Here is a 13,480-nt window from a genome sequence, read left to right on the forward strand (position 1 = left end):
CATGACCGGATATTTTTCCTCACCCTTCCCGCGCCGCAGGTCGGTCGGTGTCGATGTCGGCGGCGTGATGGTCGGCGGCGGCGCCCCAGTCGTCGTCCAGTCGATGACCAACACCGACACGGCCGATATCGACCAGACGGTCGCGCAGGTGGCGGCGCTGCATCGCGCCGGCTCCGAGATCGTGCGCATAACGGTCGACCGCGACGAAAGCGCTGCCGCTGTGCCGGCCATCCGCGAGCGACTGGAGCGGCTCGGCATCAACGTGCCGCTGGTCGGCGATTTCCATTATATCGGCCACAAGCTCCTGGCCGATCATCCGGCCTGCGCCGCGGCCTTGGCCAAGTACCGCATCAACCCCGGCAATGTCGGTTTCAAGGACAAGAAGGACCGGCAGTTCGCGGCAATCGTCGAGATGGCGATCCGATACGACAAGCCGGTGCGCATCGGCGTCAACTGGGGTTCGCTCGACCAGGAGCTGCTGACCCGGCTGATGGATGACAACCAGGCCCAAGGCTTTCCGCTGACCGCGCAGGAAGTGACGCGCGAGGCAATCGTGCAATCGGCGATCCTGTCGGCCGAAATGGCCGAAGAGATTGGCCTTGCCCGCGAGAAAATCATCCTGTCGGCCAAGGTCAGCGGCGTGCAGGATCTGATCGCCGTCTACACCGAGCTTGCCACCCGTTCCGACCATGCGCTGCACCTCGGCCTGACGGAGGCGGGCATGGGCTCGAAAGGCATTGTCGCCTCGTCCGCGGCCATGGGCATCCTGCTCCAGCAAGGCATCGGCGACACAATCCGCATCTCGCTGACGCCGGAGCCGAACGGCGACCGCACGCGCGAGGTGCAGGTGTCGCAGGAGCTGTTGCAGACCATGGGCTTCCGGCAGTTCGTGCCGATCGTCGCCGCCTGCCCGGGCTGCGGCCGCACGACCTCGACCGTGTTCCAGGAGCTTGCCCAGAACATCCAGGCCGACCTGCGCAAGAACATGCCGGTGTGGCGCGAACAATATCCCGGCGTCGAGAACCTCAAGGTCGCGGTGATGGGTTGCATCGTCAACGGTCCGGGCGAATCCAAACATGCCGATATCGGCATTTCGCTGCCCGGCACCGGCGAGATGCCGACCGCCCCGGTATTCGTCGACGGCAAGAAGGCGGCGACGCTGCGCGGCTCATCGATTGCCGCGGATTTCGAGAAAATGGTCGCCGACTATATCGAACGGCGGTTCGGGCAGCACGACAAAGCCGCGGCGGAGTAGTTGAATGCGGCGTTTGCTCGGCGCGGCGCTGGTTCTCATTTGCGGGCTGATCTGGGCGACAGCCGTTCAGGCCGATCCACCACGGCCCGCCAAAAAGAAGCTGATCGACCAGGTTTGCAACCTGATCGAGGCCCATGCCGACCGGAACGGGCTGCCCAGGGATTTCTTTGCCCGGCTGATCTGGAAGGAAAGCCGTTTCGATCCCAATGCGGTCAGCCCGGTCGGCGCCGAAGGCATTGCCCAGTTCATGCCGGGCACCGCCAGGATACGCGGCCTCACCAATTCGTTCGATATCGAGCAAGCGATCCCGGCCTCGGCAAAATATCTCGCCGAACTGAAGACCGGCTTCGGCAATCTGGGCCTCGCCGCAGCCGCCTACAACGCCGGCGAGACCCGGGTGTCGCGCTGGCTGAATTCCGGCGGCTTCTTGCCGATGGAGACCGAAAGCTACGTTCTGGACGTCATGGGCGAGCCGGCCGACAACTTCACCAATACCGCCTACGCCGGCGTCATCCGGCCGCTCGACAAGAAGGCGAGTTTCGCTGCTGCTTGCCGTGAGCTGCCGGTGATCATGTCCAGAACCGTGCCGATGTCGTCGATCAACATCAAGCCGTGGGGCGTGCAGGTGGCCGGCAATTTCCGCCGCGCCGCGGCGCTCAATCAGTGGAGCAACGTGAAGCGCCGGTTTCCAGCCTTGCTCAGCGGTCGCGATCCGGTGGTCAGCCGGGTGCGCACACCGATCGGCAGGCGCGGCATCTATGCGGTGCGGATCGGCGCCGACACCAAAGCCAAGGCCGACGATATTTGCCAGAAACTGCACAGCGTGGGCGGCGCATGCATCGTGGTGCGCAATCGGTAAGCCATATGTCGGTGCGTTTCGCGCCATCGCTGCCATCTTGTTCCCCGTGGGCACTTCGTCCTCGATACGTGAATCATATTTTCGGTGAACCGTCAGGCAGGTCTTGCATCGTTGTCGATGCGGGGTAAGGTCCCCGCGATTTTTCGCGAAAGGGATCAGCATGGCCGGCTTCAAGACACTGGACGACATCGGCGATATCAGCGGCAAGCGTGTGCTGGTGCGTGTCGACCTCAACGTTCCCGTCACCGAGGACAAGGTCACCGACGCCACCCGCATCGAGCGCATTGCGCCGACCATCGCCGAGCTCTCCGGCAAGGGCGCCAAGGTCATTCTGCTTGCCCATTTCGGCCGGCCCAAGGATGGACCGGCGCCGGAATTCTCGCTCGAGCCGATCGCCAACGCGACGGCGGACGTGCTCGGCCGTCCGGTTGGCTTTGCCTCCGACTGCATCGGTGACAAGGCGGCAAATGCCGTTGCTGCCATGAATAACGGCGACGTGCTGCTGCTCGAGAACACCCGCTTCTACAAAGCTGAGGAGAAGAACGACCCGACCTTCACCGAAAAGCTCGCCGCCAACGGCGACATCTTCGTCAACGACGCCTTCTCGGCTGCGCACCGCGCCCATTCGTCCACGGAAGGCCTGGCGAATGTGCTGCCGGCGTTCGCCGGGCGCACCATGCAGGCCGAGCTCGATGCGCTGGAAAAGGGTCTCGGCAATCCTGTCCGTCCGGTTGTCGCCATCGTCGGCGGGGCCAAGGTCTCGACCAAGATCGACCTGTTGATGAACCTGGTGAAGAAGGTCGACGCGCTGGTCATCGGCGGCGGCATGGCCAATACGTTTCTAGCGGCGCGCGGCACCGACGTCGGGAAATCCTTGTGCGAGCATGATCTCGCGACCACCGCCAAGCAGATCATGATCGAGGCAGCCGAGGCCGGCTGCGCCATCATCCTGCCCGCCGACGGCGTTGTCGCCAGGGAGTTCAGGGCCGGCGCCGCCAACGAGACCGTCGCCATAGCAGACGTGCCGGCCGACGGCATGATCCTCGACGTCGGCGCAAAGACCGTGAAAACCATTGCCGAATGGATCGACCGTGCCGCGACGCTGGTCTGGAACGGGCCGCTCGGCGCCTTCGAGATCGAGCCATTCGACCACGCAACGGTGGCGACGGCCAGGCACGCGGCAGCGCGCACCAGGGCCGGCAGACTGATCTCGGTCGCCGGCGGCGGCGATACGGTGGCGGCGCTCAACCATGCCGGCGTCAGCGATGATTTCACTTATGTCTCGACGGCCGGCGGCGCTTTCCTCGAATGGATGGAAGGCAAGCCCTTGCCCGGCGTCGACGTTTTGAAGCGCTGAGCGCGGCCGCAAGAGCAGCGCGAAGGAGTGCGCCCGCGACTTTCAATCGATTCGCGATTGTTTGACGAAATGGTTCGACTTGAACCTGCGTTGCTCTGGTGGTCTGCTGGGCGCGGATCAATTCTTTCAGGAGAAGCAAAAATGAGCGAACGTCTCGAGGACATTGCCGCCGCGATGGTGGCCGATGGCAAGGGCCTGCTGGCCGCCGACGAAAGCTCCGGCACCATCAAGAAGCGCTTCGATGTCATCGGCGTCGAGTCGACCGCCGACAGCCGCCGCGACTATCGCGAGATGATGTTCCGCGCCAGCGAGGCAATGACCAAATACATTTCCGGCGTCATCCTCTATGACGAGACCATTCACCAGAAGGCCGCCGACGGCACACCGCTGGTCGATATCATCAAGGCATCAGGCGCTATCCCCGGCATCAAGGTCGACGCCGGCGCCAAGCCGCTGGCCGGCTTTCCCGGCGACACCATCACCGAGGGCCTGGACGGCCTGCGCGAACGCCTTGCCGACTATTACAAGCTCGGCGCCCGCTTTGCCAAATGGCGCGCGGTGATCGACATCGATGTTGCCAAGGGCGTGCCTTCCGCCACCTCGATCGGCTCGAACGCCCATGCGCTCGCCCGTTACGCCGCGCTTTGCCAGGAGGCCGGCATCGTGCCGATCGTCGAGCCGGAGGTGCTGATGGACGGCGCCCACGACATCGACACCTGCTACGAGATCAGCAAGGCGACACTGACAAAGTTGTACACCGAGCTCTATGCGGCCCGCGTCGTGCTCGAAGGCACCATCCTGAAGCCGAACATGATCCTCGCCGGCAAGAAATCAGGCAAGGTCAGCAGTCCCGACGAAGTCGCCGAAAAGACGATAAAACTGTTCCGCGAGACGGTACCGGCCGCGATCGGAGGCATTGCCTTCCTGTCAGGCGGACAATCGGACGAGCAAGCGACCGCCAACCTCAATGCCATCAACGCCATCGGGCCGCATCCGTGGAAGCTGACCTTCTCCTACGGCCGCGCCTTGCAGGCCGCTCCGCAGAAGGCCTGGAGCGGCAAGCCGGCAAACGTCGCCGCCGCGCAGGCCGCCTTCGCCCATCGCGCCCACATGAACCATCTGGCAGCCCTTGGACAATGGCAGCCGACGCTGGAGCAAGCCGCCTGACGGAATTCAGGTTGCGTTCCCTCCGACCCGGGCCATGTGCCCGGGTTTGTTTGAAAGCAGCAAGGTCTGCAATTTCCTGCAACTAAAAATGCAGCTCTGTGTCGGCATTCCTCGCTGCCGATCGTCCTCCGTGAAAAGAGGAGCAGACCTATGCCAAACAACAAGACCGTGTCGCAGGAAGACTGGTTTCAGGCGCACAAGGCGCATCTGGCGCGCGAAAAGGAATTGACGCGCTTTCGCGACCGCGTCGCCGCCGAACGCCGCGAATTGCCGTGGCTGAAGATCCGCAAGGACTATGTCTTCGAGACCGAGCAAGGGCCAAAGAAACTGCCCGACCTGTTCGGCGGCAACAGCCAGCTGATCGTCTACCATTTCATGTTCGGGCCGGGCGCCGATTATCGTTGCGAGGGCTGCTCGTTCCTTGCCGACCACATTGACGGTGCCAACCAGCATCTCAGGCACCACGACGTCTCGCTCGTGGTGGTGGCGCGGGCGCCGCTGGCCGAGCTTCTTCCCTACAAGCAGCGCATGGGCTGGAAATTCGACTGGGTGTCGTCGTACGCTTCGGACTTCAACTTCGACATGCAGGTGTCATTCACCGACAAGCAGATCGCGGCCGGCGACACGACCTACAATTTCGAGCGGCGCGCGCGGCAATCGAAGGATCTTCCCGGCACCAGCGTGTTCTATCGCGACGAGAAAGGCGACATCTTCCTGACTTTTATCTCGCGCTCCAGAGGCGGCGATCCGCTGATCGGCGCCTATCACTATCTCGACCTGACGCCGAAGGGTCGCAACGAAACCGGTCCCCACCATAGCCTGGTGGACTGGGTGCGGCTGCACGACGAATATGCGGATACGCCCGAGATGCAGGACAGCTGCTGCCATTGACGACGGGCGGTCACCCAAGGTCTTTCGCCTTCGGCCCGACATGCGCTAAGTGCTGTTCGCTATGCCCTAAAATGGACTTGCCATGCGGCGCTTTCCGACCCTTCTCACCTGGCTCGCCTTTCCGGTCTATGTCTGGCAAGGACTTGGCGTGCGTCGCCGCACCGCCCGCATGCTGCCGGCACAAGGTCCGGTCATGCACGAGATGTCTGGCCTTGCGCCAGCAATCTCGGTTCTGGTGCTTGGCGATTCCTCCGCCGCCTCGGTAGGGATCGGCAATTCCGAAAACGGATTGGCCGCGCAACTGGCAGTTCTGATTGCGCAACGCACCGGCCGCACCGTGCGCTGGCGGGCGGCCGGCTTCAACTCGGCAACCTCTGGCCAGATCCGCGATCATGTGCTGCCCAATCTATCGGCCGATCCGTGGACGCATATCGTGCTGGCCATCGGTACCAACGACACCAAGAATTTTCATTCGGTACCGCGCTTCAAGCGCGAGTTTGGCGGCCTGCTCTACGCGCTGCGCGCCAAATGGCCGGAAGCGCGCGTCGTGTGGTCGCCGGTGCTGGAGTTCACCCGGGCTCCGGCAATGCCGCCGCTGCTCGGCAAGATCCTCGAAATCCGCGCCGTCGAAATGAACCGGATGGGCGAGCGCCTTTGCCTCGAACGCGGCGCCATACCGGCGCCCCGGCTGCCGATCACGGATGCCGATGCCGGCTTCGCATCGGATGGATTTCACGCTTCGGAAGCCGGCTACCGAGCCTGGGCGGAACATCTGGTCAGCCTGGTGCTCGCCAACGAACCGGGCGTCGCGTAGCGGGCCGCCCGCACTAAAGCGCGTCGCGTTCGATTGGCCTCATCCGACGCGCTTCAGGTTCTTGTTTTTATGCATGTCATTGTCGCAAAACCGCTGCACACTTTTGCGCGACATGCATTACGTCCAGTGCCCGAGCACCGCCGTAATCGAAATCGCCGCCATCGCCAGCAGCGCCAGCTTCCAGAAATCGCTGCGCCGCTTCAGCCCAGGCCAGCCGAGCGGCTTGATGAGCTGGATGACCATCATGAAGATGATGACGAGCGCGAGAAGTTTCGACATGCAGCCTTTGATCAGCATCGCGGCTGGCTGTCAAAGCGGCTCCGGGATCGCCGGCTTCCACTGCGGCAGGCCTCTTTTCAGCACTGCCTTGTCACTTCGATGGATAAATCGGAACGCCGGTCATGAGAGCCGCACCCTCCTGACAGACTGCTGTCAGCAGGGGTGTGCGATAGTGCCTGTATCGAAAGAGAGGAGACCAGCCATGAACGGTATTACCATTCTGCGTAGCGTGCAGCACTATGTCGGCAAGATCCGGACGATCCGCAATGAGATCCGCACCCAGCGATTCATGAACACCCTGCCGGCGGACATCCGCAAGGATATTGGTTGGCCGGACATGTATGGCGACCGCCGCAATGGCGGCAATTGAGGCAAGCTTTCTGCGTGGCGTTTGGATGCGACCTGGCGACGAGCTGAAATGGGCATGCTGAAGCCTCCTGACAGTATGGTGTCAGGAGGCTCGTGCCATAGTGCGATGGCCGCCGGAGCCGGATGCCCGAGAGGACGATCGATGAAAAGCTGGAACGACAGGCTGAGCACGCCCGGCATCAACGGCATAAGACCGTCGCCACGCACCATCGGCGACGTCGTCGAAGGCCAGCCGATGCTGGTTCCTACAGCTCGCCAGGTTCATGCATTCATCCGCTCCATCCCCGAAGGCATGGACATGAATATCCGCGCTTTGCGCACCGCTCTCGCCATCGAGCACGGTGCCGAGATGACATGTCCGGTCACAATCGGCTATCATCTGCGCACCGTCGCCGAGGCCGCCAACGAGGATCTTGAGCGTGGTATGGCGCTGGGCGACGTTGCGCCGTTCTGGCGGGTGGTCGACGCAAGCACGCCGACAACGAGGAAACTGTCCTTCGGCGCGGCCTTCGTCGCCGCGCAGCGCAAGCGCGAAGGGCTGGAACGATAGACGCCGAGGGACCATACGATGCGCCGCGCCGACAGGCTCTTCCAGATCGTGCAGCATCTGCGTGGTGGTCGTCTGGTCACCGCCCAGAAGCTGGGCACGTGGCTCGAGGTTTCCGAGCGGACGATCTATCGCGACATCGCAGACCTGCAGTCGACCGGCGTGCCGATCGACGGCGAGGCCGGTGTCGGCTACATGATGAGGGAGGGTTTCGACCTTCCGCCGCTGATGTTCACGCGTGACGAGATCGTCGCGCTGGTCGCCGGCGCCCGCATGGTGCGCGCCTTTGGTGGCGCGGCCATGGCGCGAGCCGCCGACGAGGCGCTGGTCAAGATAGGCGCCGTGTTGCCCGACGCCGAAAAGGACCGCATCGCCCGTACCGAGATCCACACGCCGATGTGGGTGGTAAGCGATGCCGCCCGCGAAGCCATCGACCTGATCGAGCGGTCCATCGAGAAACGTCAGGTGCTGACCATCGACTATTCGGATGAGGCCGGCCGCAGCACCGCGCGCGACATCCGCCCGCTCGGCCTGTGGTTCTGGGGCAAGGTGTGGACCTTGGTCGCCTGGTGTGAGATGCGCGGCGATTTCCGCGCCTTCCGCATCGACCGCATCGCCTCGGTGGTCATCGCCGGCCGCACCTTCAAGCCGGAGCGCGGCAAGCAGCTCGCCGATTTCTATCGCGCGGTGGAGCGCAGCGAGGATTACGGCATGGCGCCGGACCGGGCGGCGCGAAGCTGACACGGAAGATCACAAAAAAGCCCGCTTGAAAGCGGGCTTTTTGTTTTGGATGCCAGACCTATTCCTCTTCGTCGGCGTCCTTGTCCTTCGACTTCAGCGCCGAAAGCTTGGCGAAGACGGCGTTGGCGTCAAGTTCGCGGTCCTCGTCCTTCGGCTTTTCGGGCGCCGGCACCAGCCGTTCGGTCAAGGCGGCCGGCAGCAGCGTATCGCCGACCGGCTGCGCCTGCTCGCGGCCGCGCGAGGCGCGGTTGATTTCCATATCGAGGTCGATCTGCGACGTCAGGCCGAGCGTCACCGGATCCATCGGCTGGAGATTGGCGGAGTTCCAGTGCTTTCTGTCGCGGATCTGGTCGATCGTCGACTTCGTTGTGCCGACAAGGCGGGCAATCTGCGCATCCTTGAGCTCGGGATGGTTGCGCACCAGCCAGAGGATGGCGTTGGGCCGGTCCTGGCGCTTCGACAGCGGCGTGTAGCGCGGACCCTTGCGTTTGGATTCCGGCACCCGCACCTTGGGATCGGAGAGCTTCAGCCGGTGGTTCGGGTCCTTCTCTGCGCGCGCGATCTCGTCGCGAGTGAGCTGGCCGGTCATGATCGGGTCCATGCCCTTGATACCTTGCGCCGACTCGCCGTCGGCGATCGCCTTGACCTCAAGCGGATGCAGTCCGCAGAACTGCGCGATCTGCTCGAAGGAAAGCGCTGTGTTGTCAACCAGCCAGACGGCGGTCGCCTTTGGCATCAGCAGCGTATTGGCCATTACAAAAATCCTTCTCGTTCGCCCGCGTTCCCGCGCGGGCGGTGGTTTAGAGCCACCAAAATGGGAAAATCGCGGTCTATATAACCGCTCGCTCGCCGTTTCGCAATGTTTTTGGCAGGCGCGCGTCAAGGACGGCACGGCAGCGCGACCAGCAGACCGCGAAGGGTCGGCAGATGACGCCATGCAGTCGAAAGCTTCAAAAAGACAAAGCCCGCCAGACCAAGGTCGGGCGGGCTCGGAACCGGCGACGGAAATCCGTCTGCCGCGGCTCTGGCTTCTAAAGCTTGATCCCGAACCGCGGCTCGGCGTTGCCGAAAAGCAGCGCCCGGTCTTCGGGCGGGATCGTGCTCGAGATCAAAGCCCTTTGCGGGCGATTCTCTCGATGTCGCCGCGGTTGATGCCGAGGTCGTTGAGCTGACGAGCATTCAGCCGGTTCAGTTCGCGCACGGTTTCGTTGTACATGCGCCAGTTACGGAAAGCGCGGATCGGGTTCATGGTAGTCCTCCATCGTTTTGATGCCGTGTAAATAGGCATCGGCGATGAAAAATTGAACAGACGCTTTTGCATGGCCGCAATGCGTTTGTTGCATTGCACCATTAAGCTTTCGTTCAGCCTGTTTGCGGGCCGTCAGGCGACATCGAGCACAATCTTGCCGATGTGCTCACCCTCCTCCATCCGCTCATGCGCCCGCCACGCTTCCTTGAGCGGGAAGATCGTATCCATCACCGGCGCAACCTTGCGCGTGCCGAGCAGCGGCCAAACCTGCGCCTCCAGCGCAGCCGCAACTGCCGCCTTGAACTCCACGGTGCGTGGCCTGAGCAGCGATCCTGTGTGCACGAGCCGCTTGGCCATGATCTTGAAGAAATCGGCGCTCGCCACCGCCCCGCCCTGCGTCGCGATCTGGACGATGCGGCCTTCCATGGCTGCAGCCTCATAGTTTCGCGCCACATAGTCGCCGCCGACCATGTCAAGGATGACATTGGCACCCTTGCCGCCGGTTGCCTCCTTGACTGCGGCGACGAAGTCCTCCTCGCGGTAGTTGATCGCCCGGTCGGCGCCGAGCTTGAGGCAGGCGTCGCATTTCTCCTTGCTGCCGGCGGTGGTGACGACATAGGCGCCGAAAGCGGCAGCAAGCTGGATCGCCGTTGTGCCGATACCCGACGAGCCGCCATGCACGAGCAGGGTCTCGCCGCTCTTCAGGCCGCCGCGCTCGAAGACATTGTGCCAAACAGTGAAGTAGTTTTCCGGCAGCGCCGCCGCTTCGGTGTAGGTAAAGCCGGCGGGCAGCGGCAGCACGCTGCCAGCGTGCACTCTGACATATTCGGCATAGCCGCCGCCCGCCGTCAGCGCACAGACCCGGTCGCCGACGCGCCAGCGCGATATCTCGTCACCAAGGGCAGCAACTTCGCCTGCTGCTTCCAGGCCCGGCAGATCCGACGCTCCCGGCGGTGGCGGATAGGCGCCCTTGCGCTGTTGCACGTCCGGGCGGTTGACGCCGGCGGCCCGCACCCGGATCAGGATCTCGCCGGGACCGGGAACCGGTACGTCGCGGGTTTCCGGTTTCAGCACCCGCGGCCCGCCCGGTTCCGATATGGCGATCGCCATCATCTTCGCCGGAATTTTCTGTGCGTTCGCCATGAATTTTCCCGTCGTGCTCCGCCGGTTTCTCGTGCCGCCTCTTGCCCGCCATTTGCATCCATACCCTTGCCCTATGTATGCTCATTGGCAAATCAGGCAAATGGGCAATCACGGAGGAGCGACGATGGCGATCTTCGACGACGAACCCAAGAAGAAAGCGCGCCCGCACGAGATCGGGCAGGATCTGTCGCTGCTTTCCGTCGATGAATTGTCCGAACGGATCGGCATCCTGCGCGACGAGATCGCCCGGCTGGAAGCCGAGCTCAAGACCAAGGGCTCGACCAAGTCGGCGGCAGAGGCGCTGTTTCGCCGCGGGTAGTTACTGCGGGTAATTCCAAAAGCTCGGGCACGCCGCCGAAAAGCCCGAATGCCGCTGTCTCCAGACTTGTGCCCTAAACCCCAGCCGGATTGAAAAATGTTCGCAAGCTACAGACCGATCCTCTCGCTGCTGCGCGGCACCGCGTTCCTGTTGGCGGCATCCGGATTGCACGGTCTGCTGTTGCCGCTGCGCGGCCAGGTGGAGGGCTTCTCGACGGCATCGCTCGGCCTGATGGGCACGGCTTGGGCCGGCGGCTTCGTCACCGGCTGCTTCTTTGCGCCACGCATCGTGCGCCGCGCCGGTCATGTCAGGGCTTTCGGCGCCTTTGCCGCATCGGGAGCGATCGTCGCACTGCTCACCGGCCTGATCATCGACGAATATACCTGGATCCTGCTGCGCGCCTTCACCGGCTTCACCATGGCCGGCGCCTTCATGGTCATCGAAAGCTGGCTCAACGAGAAGGCCACCAACGAAAACCGCGGCACCGTCTTCGGCCTCTACATGATGGTCACCTATGCCTCGATCATGGGCGGTCAGATGATCGTTGCCGGCGGCGATGTGAGATCGGCGTCGCTGTTCATGATCACCGGTATTCTGTTCTGCCTGTCGCTGATCCCGACGGCGGTCTCGACGGCGTCTCACCCCAAGCCGCTGCAGGACGTGTCGCTTGACGTCAAGGGGCTCTACGTCAATTCGCCGGTGTCGGCGATCGCTTGCGTGCTGATCGGCATCGCCAACGGCGCCTGGGGTACACTTGGTGCCGTCTATGGAGCGCGCATCGGCATCTCGACAGCCGAGATCGCGCTGATGATGAGCCTCGTGGTCATCGCCGGCGCCGCCATGCAGCTTCCGGCCGGGCGGCTCTCCGACACGACGGACCGTCGTTTCGTGCTGGCGGGCGCGGCCTTCGGCGCTGCGCTGTTTGCCATCGCCATCTTCCTGTTCGAACCGCGCTCCGGCGTCTTCGTCATCGTCTGCACCGCCGCCTACGGCGCCTTCGCCTACACGCTCTATTCGATCGCGGTGGCGCATGCCAATGACCATGCGCGATCGGAGGACTTCGTCAAAGTGTCGGGCGGCCTGCTGCTGCTTTATGGCTTCGGCACGATGATCGGTCCGCTGGTGGCCGCCGGCCTGATGGGCTGGATGCGCCCTGAGGGGCTGTTCCTGGCCACTGCGCTCGCGCATCTCAGCCTGGCTGGCTATACGCTGCTGCGCATCAGCCGTCGCGCGCCGGTGCCGATCGAAGGCCGCGATGCCTTCAAGACCCAGCCCGCCGATCGCTCGGTGACGCCGGAAGCGTTGCGGCTCGACCCGCGCAGAAAAGCTGAAGCCGACAGTTGAGATTCGAGGCGCTTTGCCCCACAAATAAGGCATGATGCTTTCCGACGCCTTCATGGCGATTGCCGATCCCAACCGGCGCCATCTCTTGGAAGAGCTCCGGCGCGGACCGAAGACCGTCAACGAATTGGCATCCGGCTTGCCGGTGTCCCGCCCGGCCGTTTCGCAGCACCTGAAGGTGCTGCTTGATGCGGGGTTGGTCAACGCCAAGCCGGAAGGCACCAGGCGCGTCTATACGGTCAGCAATGCCGGCTTCCTGAAGCTCAACATCTGGCTTGACCAGTTCTGGGATGCGGAGCAGCTCGGTTCACCCGGAAGCTGAGAGGCATCGTCAGCGCGTCGAGCAACTATGCAGCATCGGGCCTAGAGCAATTCCAGGAAAAATGTGAAGCGGTTTTCCGTCCGGAAGAGATAGAGCGGTTCGGCGTTTCCGTGAAACGATGAACCACTCTAGCCATTGTTGTAGGGGAAGAGCTTGAAATACGGCTGCGCTTCCTCGATCACACGGGCAACCGAGGGGCGTTGCAGCAACCGGTCGTGATAGCGCCTGACCGCAGGATATTCGTCTCCGAACGGCTCGACCTTGTTGGCGTAGAACAGCGCGGGGGCGGCAGCGCAGTCGGCCATGGTGAAGCTCGCACCCACCGCCCATGTCCTCGACTGCATGTCCTGTTCAATGATGGCGTAGGAGCTGCGCAGCTGGGCGCGGGCCTGCTCGACGCCGAACGGATCGGTCTTGCCCTCCGGCCGCAGCCGGTCGCCAACGATCTTCTGCATCGGTTCCTGGACGTAGAAGTCATAGAAGCGGTCGGCAAGCCGGGTCTGACGGGCGAGATCGAGATCGCCGGGGATCAGCTCGACCGGTCCGGGATAATACGCGTTGAGATATTCGATGACGATCGTCGATTCCGGCACGGTCCGGTCCAGCGCCTCATCGCGCAGCACCGGCATCTTGCCGGCCGGCCACAATTTCAGGAACGCCGCGCGCGACTGTTCGTTGCCGAGATCGACGACGACCGATGTGAATGGCGTGCCGTTCTCATAGAGCGCGATCAGCGGTTTCCAGCAGAAGGAGGCCAGCGGATGAAGATGCATCGTCAGGGACATTTTTGCTCCTATCTTTGGTGCTTCGTCTCGCGGGCATCCGGT

Annotated in this window: 17 protein-coding genes; 12 read left to right on the forward strand and 5 right to left on the reverse strand. The window is 63.2% G+C overall.

Features of this window, described 5'->3' with window-relative positions; translation table 11 throughout:
• The first annotated feature begins 1 nt into the window (after position 1).
• The 6 genes from ispG to NKK47_RS01430 all read left to right on the forward strand — a co-directional run bounded on the left by ispG (position 2) and on the right by NKK47_RS01430 (position 6,343).
• Positions 2-1,255 carry a flavodoxin-dependent (E)-4-hydroxy-3-methylbut-2-enyl-diphosphate synthase gene (gene ispG, locus NKK47_RS01405; RefSeq protein WP_352571991.1) on the forward strand — a complete coding sequence of 418 codons (1,254 nt, stop codon included), beginning with the start codon at positions 2-4 and terminating at the stop codon, positions 1,253-1,255.
• Between the two features lie 4 nt (positions 1,256-1,259).
• Positions 1,260-2,114 (forward strand): lytic transglycosylase domain-containing protein, encoded by an 855-nt coding sequence (locus tag NKK47_RS01410; RefSeq protein WP_352571990.1) that lies wholly within the window; start codon positions 1,260-1,262, stop codon positions 2,112-2,114.
• Between the two features lie 160 nt (positions 2,115-2,274).
• Positions 2,275-3,471: a phosphoglycerate kinase gene (locus NKK47_RS01415; RefSeq protein ID WP_352574795.1), complete on the forward strand. Its 1,197-nt coding sequence runs from the start codon at positions 2,275-2,277 to the stop codon at positions 3,469-3,471.
• A 141-nt stretch (positions 3,472-3,612) separates the two neighbouring features.
• On the forward strand, positions 3,613-4,638 hold the full coding sequence (locus NKK47_RS01420; protein ID WP_352574797.1) for a class I fructose-bisphosphate aldolase: 1,026 nt from the start codon (positions 3,613-3,615) through the stop codon (positions 4,636-4,638).
• Positions 4,639-4,788: 150 nt separating this feature from the next.
• Positions 4,789-5,529, forward strand: coding sequence for a DUF899 domain-containing protein (locus NKK47_RS01425; RefSeq protein ID WP_352574799.1), 741 nt, complete (start codon positions 4,789-4,791; stop codon positions 5,527-5,529).
• 82 nt (positions 5,530-5,611) lie between these two features.
• Positions 5,612-6,343: an SGNH/GDSL hydrolase family protein gene (locus NKK47_RS01430; protein ID WP_352574801.1), complete on the forward strand. Its 732-nt coding sequence runs from the start codon at positions 5,612-5,614 to the stop codon at positions 6,341-6,343.
• A gap of 117 nt (positions 6,344-6,460) precedes the next feature.
• Here NKK47_RS01430 and NKK47_RS01435 read toward each other — a convergent pair whose 3' ends face one another.
• Entirely contained in the window at positions 6,461-6,622 is a 162-nt protein-coding gene (locus tag NKK47_RS01435) for a hypothetical protein (RefSeq protein ID WP_352540257.1), read from the reverse strand.
• Positions 6,623-6,824: 202 nt separating this feature from the next.
• Here NKK47_RS01435 and NKK47_RS01440 point away from each other — a divergent pair, with 202 nt between their 5' ends.
• The 3 genes from NKK47_RS01440 (at position 6,825) to NKK47_RS01450 (ending at position 8,279) form a co-directional block, all read left to right on the forward strand.
• On the forward strand, positions 6,825-6,992 hold the full coding sequence (locus tag NKK47_RS01440) for a hypothetical protein (RefSeq protein WP_023678489.1): 168 nt from the start codon (positions 6,825-6,827) through the stop codon (positions 6,990-6,992).
• 141 nt (positions 6,993-7,133) lie between these two features.
• Positions 7,134-7,541 carry a hypothetical protein gene (locus NKK47_RS01445; RefSeq protein WP_352574803.1) on the forward strand — a complete coding sequence of 136 codons (408 nt, stop codon included), beginning with the start codon at positions 7,134-7,136 and terminating at the stop codon, positions 7,539-7,541.
• An 18-nt stretch (positions 7,542-7,559) separates the two neighbouring features.
• On the forward strand, positions 7,560-8,279 hold the full coding sequence (locus NKK47_RS01450) for a helix-turn-helix transcriptional regulator (RefSeq protein ID WP_023678491.1): 720 nt from the start codon (positions 7,560-7,562) through the stop codon (positions 8,277-8,279).
• A gap of 58 nt (positions 8,280-8,337) precedes the next feature.
• Here the strand turns inward: NKK47_RS01450 and NKK47_RS01455 are convergent, their stop codons facing one another.
• The 3 genes from NKK47_RS01455 to NKK47_RS01465 form a co-directional block, all read right to left on the reverse strand.
• Positions 8,338-9,033, reverse strand: coding sequence for a DUF1013 domain-containing protein (locus NKK47_RS01455; RefSeq protein ID WP_292655650.1), 696 nt, complete (start codon positions 9,031-9,033; stop codon positions 8,338-8,340).
• 354 nt (positions 9,034-9,387) lie between these two features.
• Positions 9,388-9,528, reverse strand: coding sequence for a DUF1127 domain-containing protein (locus NKK47_RS01460; protein WP_023678493.1), 141 nt, complete (start codon positions 9,526-9,528; stop codon positions 9,388-9,390).
• Positions 9,529-9,660: 132 nt separating this feature from the next.
• Entirely contained in the window at positions 9,661-10,671 is a 1,011-nt protein-coding gene (locus NKK47_RS01465; RefSeq protein ID WP_352454845.1) for an NAD(P)H-quinone oxidoreductase, read from the reverse strand.
• A gap of 124 nt (positions 10,672-10,795) precedes the next feature.
• Between NKK47_RS01465 and NKK47_RS01470 the strand changes: the two genes are divergently transcribed.
• The 3 genes from NKK47_RS01470 (at position 10,796) to NKK47_RS01480 (ending at position 12,653) form a co-directional block, all read left to right on the forward strand.
• Positions 10,796-10,990 (forward strand): DUF1192 domain-containing protein, encoded by a 195-nt coding sequence (locus NKK47_RS01470; RefSeq protein WP_023678495.1) that lies wholly within the window; start codon positions 10,796-10,798, stop codon positions 10,988-10,990.
• A 96-nt stretch (positions 10,991-11,086) separates the two neighbouring features.
• A complete protein-coding gene (locus NKK47_RS01475) occupies positions 11,087-12,334 on the forward strand; it encodes an MFS transporter (RefSeq protein WP_023678496.1) in 1,248 nt (415 codons plus the stop codon).
• Positions 12,335-12,365: 31 nt separating this feature from the next.
• Positions 12,366-12,653, forward strand: a complete 288-nt coding sequence (locus tag NKK47_RS01480) for an ArsR/SmtB family transcription factor (protein ID WP_023678497.1) — start codon at positions 12,366-12,368, stop codon at positions 12,651-12,653.
• A 128-nt stretch (positions 12,654-12,781) separates the two neighbouring features.
• Here NKK47_RS01480 and NKK47_RS01485 read toward each other — a convergent pair whose 3' ends face one another.
• Positions 12,782-13,438 carry a glutathione S-transferase family protein gene (locus NKK47_RS01485; RefSeq protein WP_352457946.1) on the reverse strand — a complete coding sequence of 219 codons (657 nt, stop codon included), beginning with the start codon at positions 13,436-13,438 and terminating at the stop codon, positions 12,782-12,784.
• Positions 13,439-13,480 lie beyond the last annotated feature (42 nt).

The sequence above is a fragment of the Mesorhizobium sp. M0019 genome, assembly GCF_040323975.1.
Lineage (GTDB): Bacteria > Pseudomonadota > Alphaproteobacteria > Rhizobiales > Rhizobiaceae > Mesorhizobium.

Excerpts from the sequence above, each read along its gene's own strand:
- ispG (WP_352571991.1), top strand. The coding sequence starts at position 2 with ATGACCGGATATTTTTCCTCACCCTTCCCGCGCCGCAGGTCGGTCGGT.
- NKK47_RS01410 (WP_352571990.1), top strand. The coding sequence starts at position 1,260 with ATGCGGCGTTTGCTCGGCGCGGCGCTGGTTCTCATTTGCGGGCTGATC.
- NKK47_RS01415 (WP_352574795.1), top strand. The coding sequence starts at position 2,275 with ATGGCCGGCTTCAAGACACTGGACGACATCGGCGATATCAGCGGCAAG.
- NKK47_RS01420 (WP_352574797.1), top strand. The coding sequence starts at position 3,613 with ATGAGCGAACGTCTCGAGGACATTGCCGCCGCGATGGTGGCCGATGGC.
- NKK47_RS01425 (WP_352574799.1), top strand. The coding sequence starts at position 4,789 with ATGCCAAACAACAAGACCGTGTCGCAGGAAGACTGGTTTCAGGCGCAC.
- NKK47_RS01430 (WP_352574801.1), top strand. The coding sequence starts at position 5,612 with ATGCGGCGCTTTCCGACCCTTCTCACCTGGCTCGCCTTTCCGGTCTAT.
- NKK47_RS01435 (WP_352540257.1), bottom strand. The coding sequence starts at position 6,622 with ATGTCGAAACTTCTCGCGCTCGTCATCATCTTCATGATGGTCATCCAG.
- NKK47_RS01440 (WP_023678489.1), top strand. The coding sequence starts at position 6,825 with ATGAACGGTATTACCATTCTGCGTAGCGTGCAGCACTATGTCGGCAAG.
- NKK47_RS01445 (WP_352574803.1), top strand. The coding sequence starts at position 7,134 with ATGAAAAGCTGGAACGACAGGCTGAGCACGCCCGGCATCAACGGCATA.
- NKK47_RS01450 (WP_023678491.1), top strand. The coding sequence starts at position 7,560 with ATGCGCCGCGCCGACAGGCTCTTCCAGATCGTGCAGCATCTGCGTGGT.
- NKK47_RS01455 (WP_292655650.1), bottom strand. The coding sequence starts at position 9,033 with ATGGCCAATACGCTGCTGATGCCAAAGGCGACCGCCGTCTGGCTGGTT.
- NKK47_RS01460 (WP_023678493.1), bottom strand. The coding sequence starts at position 9,528 with ATGAACCCGATCCGCGCTTTCCGTAACTGGCGCATGTACAACGAAACC.
- NKK47_RS01465 (WP_352454845.1), bottom strand. The coding sequence starts at position 10,671 with ATGGCGAACGCACAGAAAATTCCGGCGAAGATGATGGCGATCGCCATA.
- NKK47_RS01470 (WP_023678495.1), top strand. The coding sequence starts at position 10,796 with ATGGCGATCTTCGACGACGAACCCAAGAAGAAAGCGCGCCCGCACGAG.
- NKK47_RS01475 (WP_023678496.1), top strand. The coding sequence starts at position 11,087 with ATGTTCGCAAGCTACAGACCGATCCTCTCGCTGCTGCGCGGCACCGCG.
- NKK47_RS01480 (WP_023678497.1), top strand. The coding sequence starts at position 12,366 with ATGATGCTTTCCGACGCCTTCATGGCGATTGCCGATCCCAACCGGCGC.
- NKK47_RS01485 (WP_352457946.1), bottom strand. The coding sequence starts at position 13,438 with ATGTCCCTGACGATGCATCTTCATCCGCTGGCCTCCTTCTGCTGGAAA.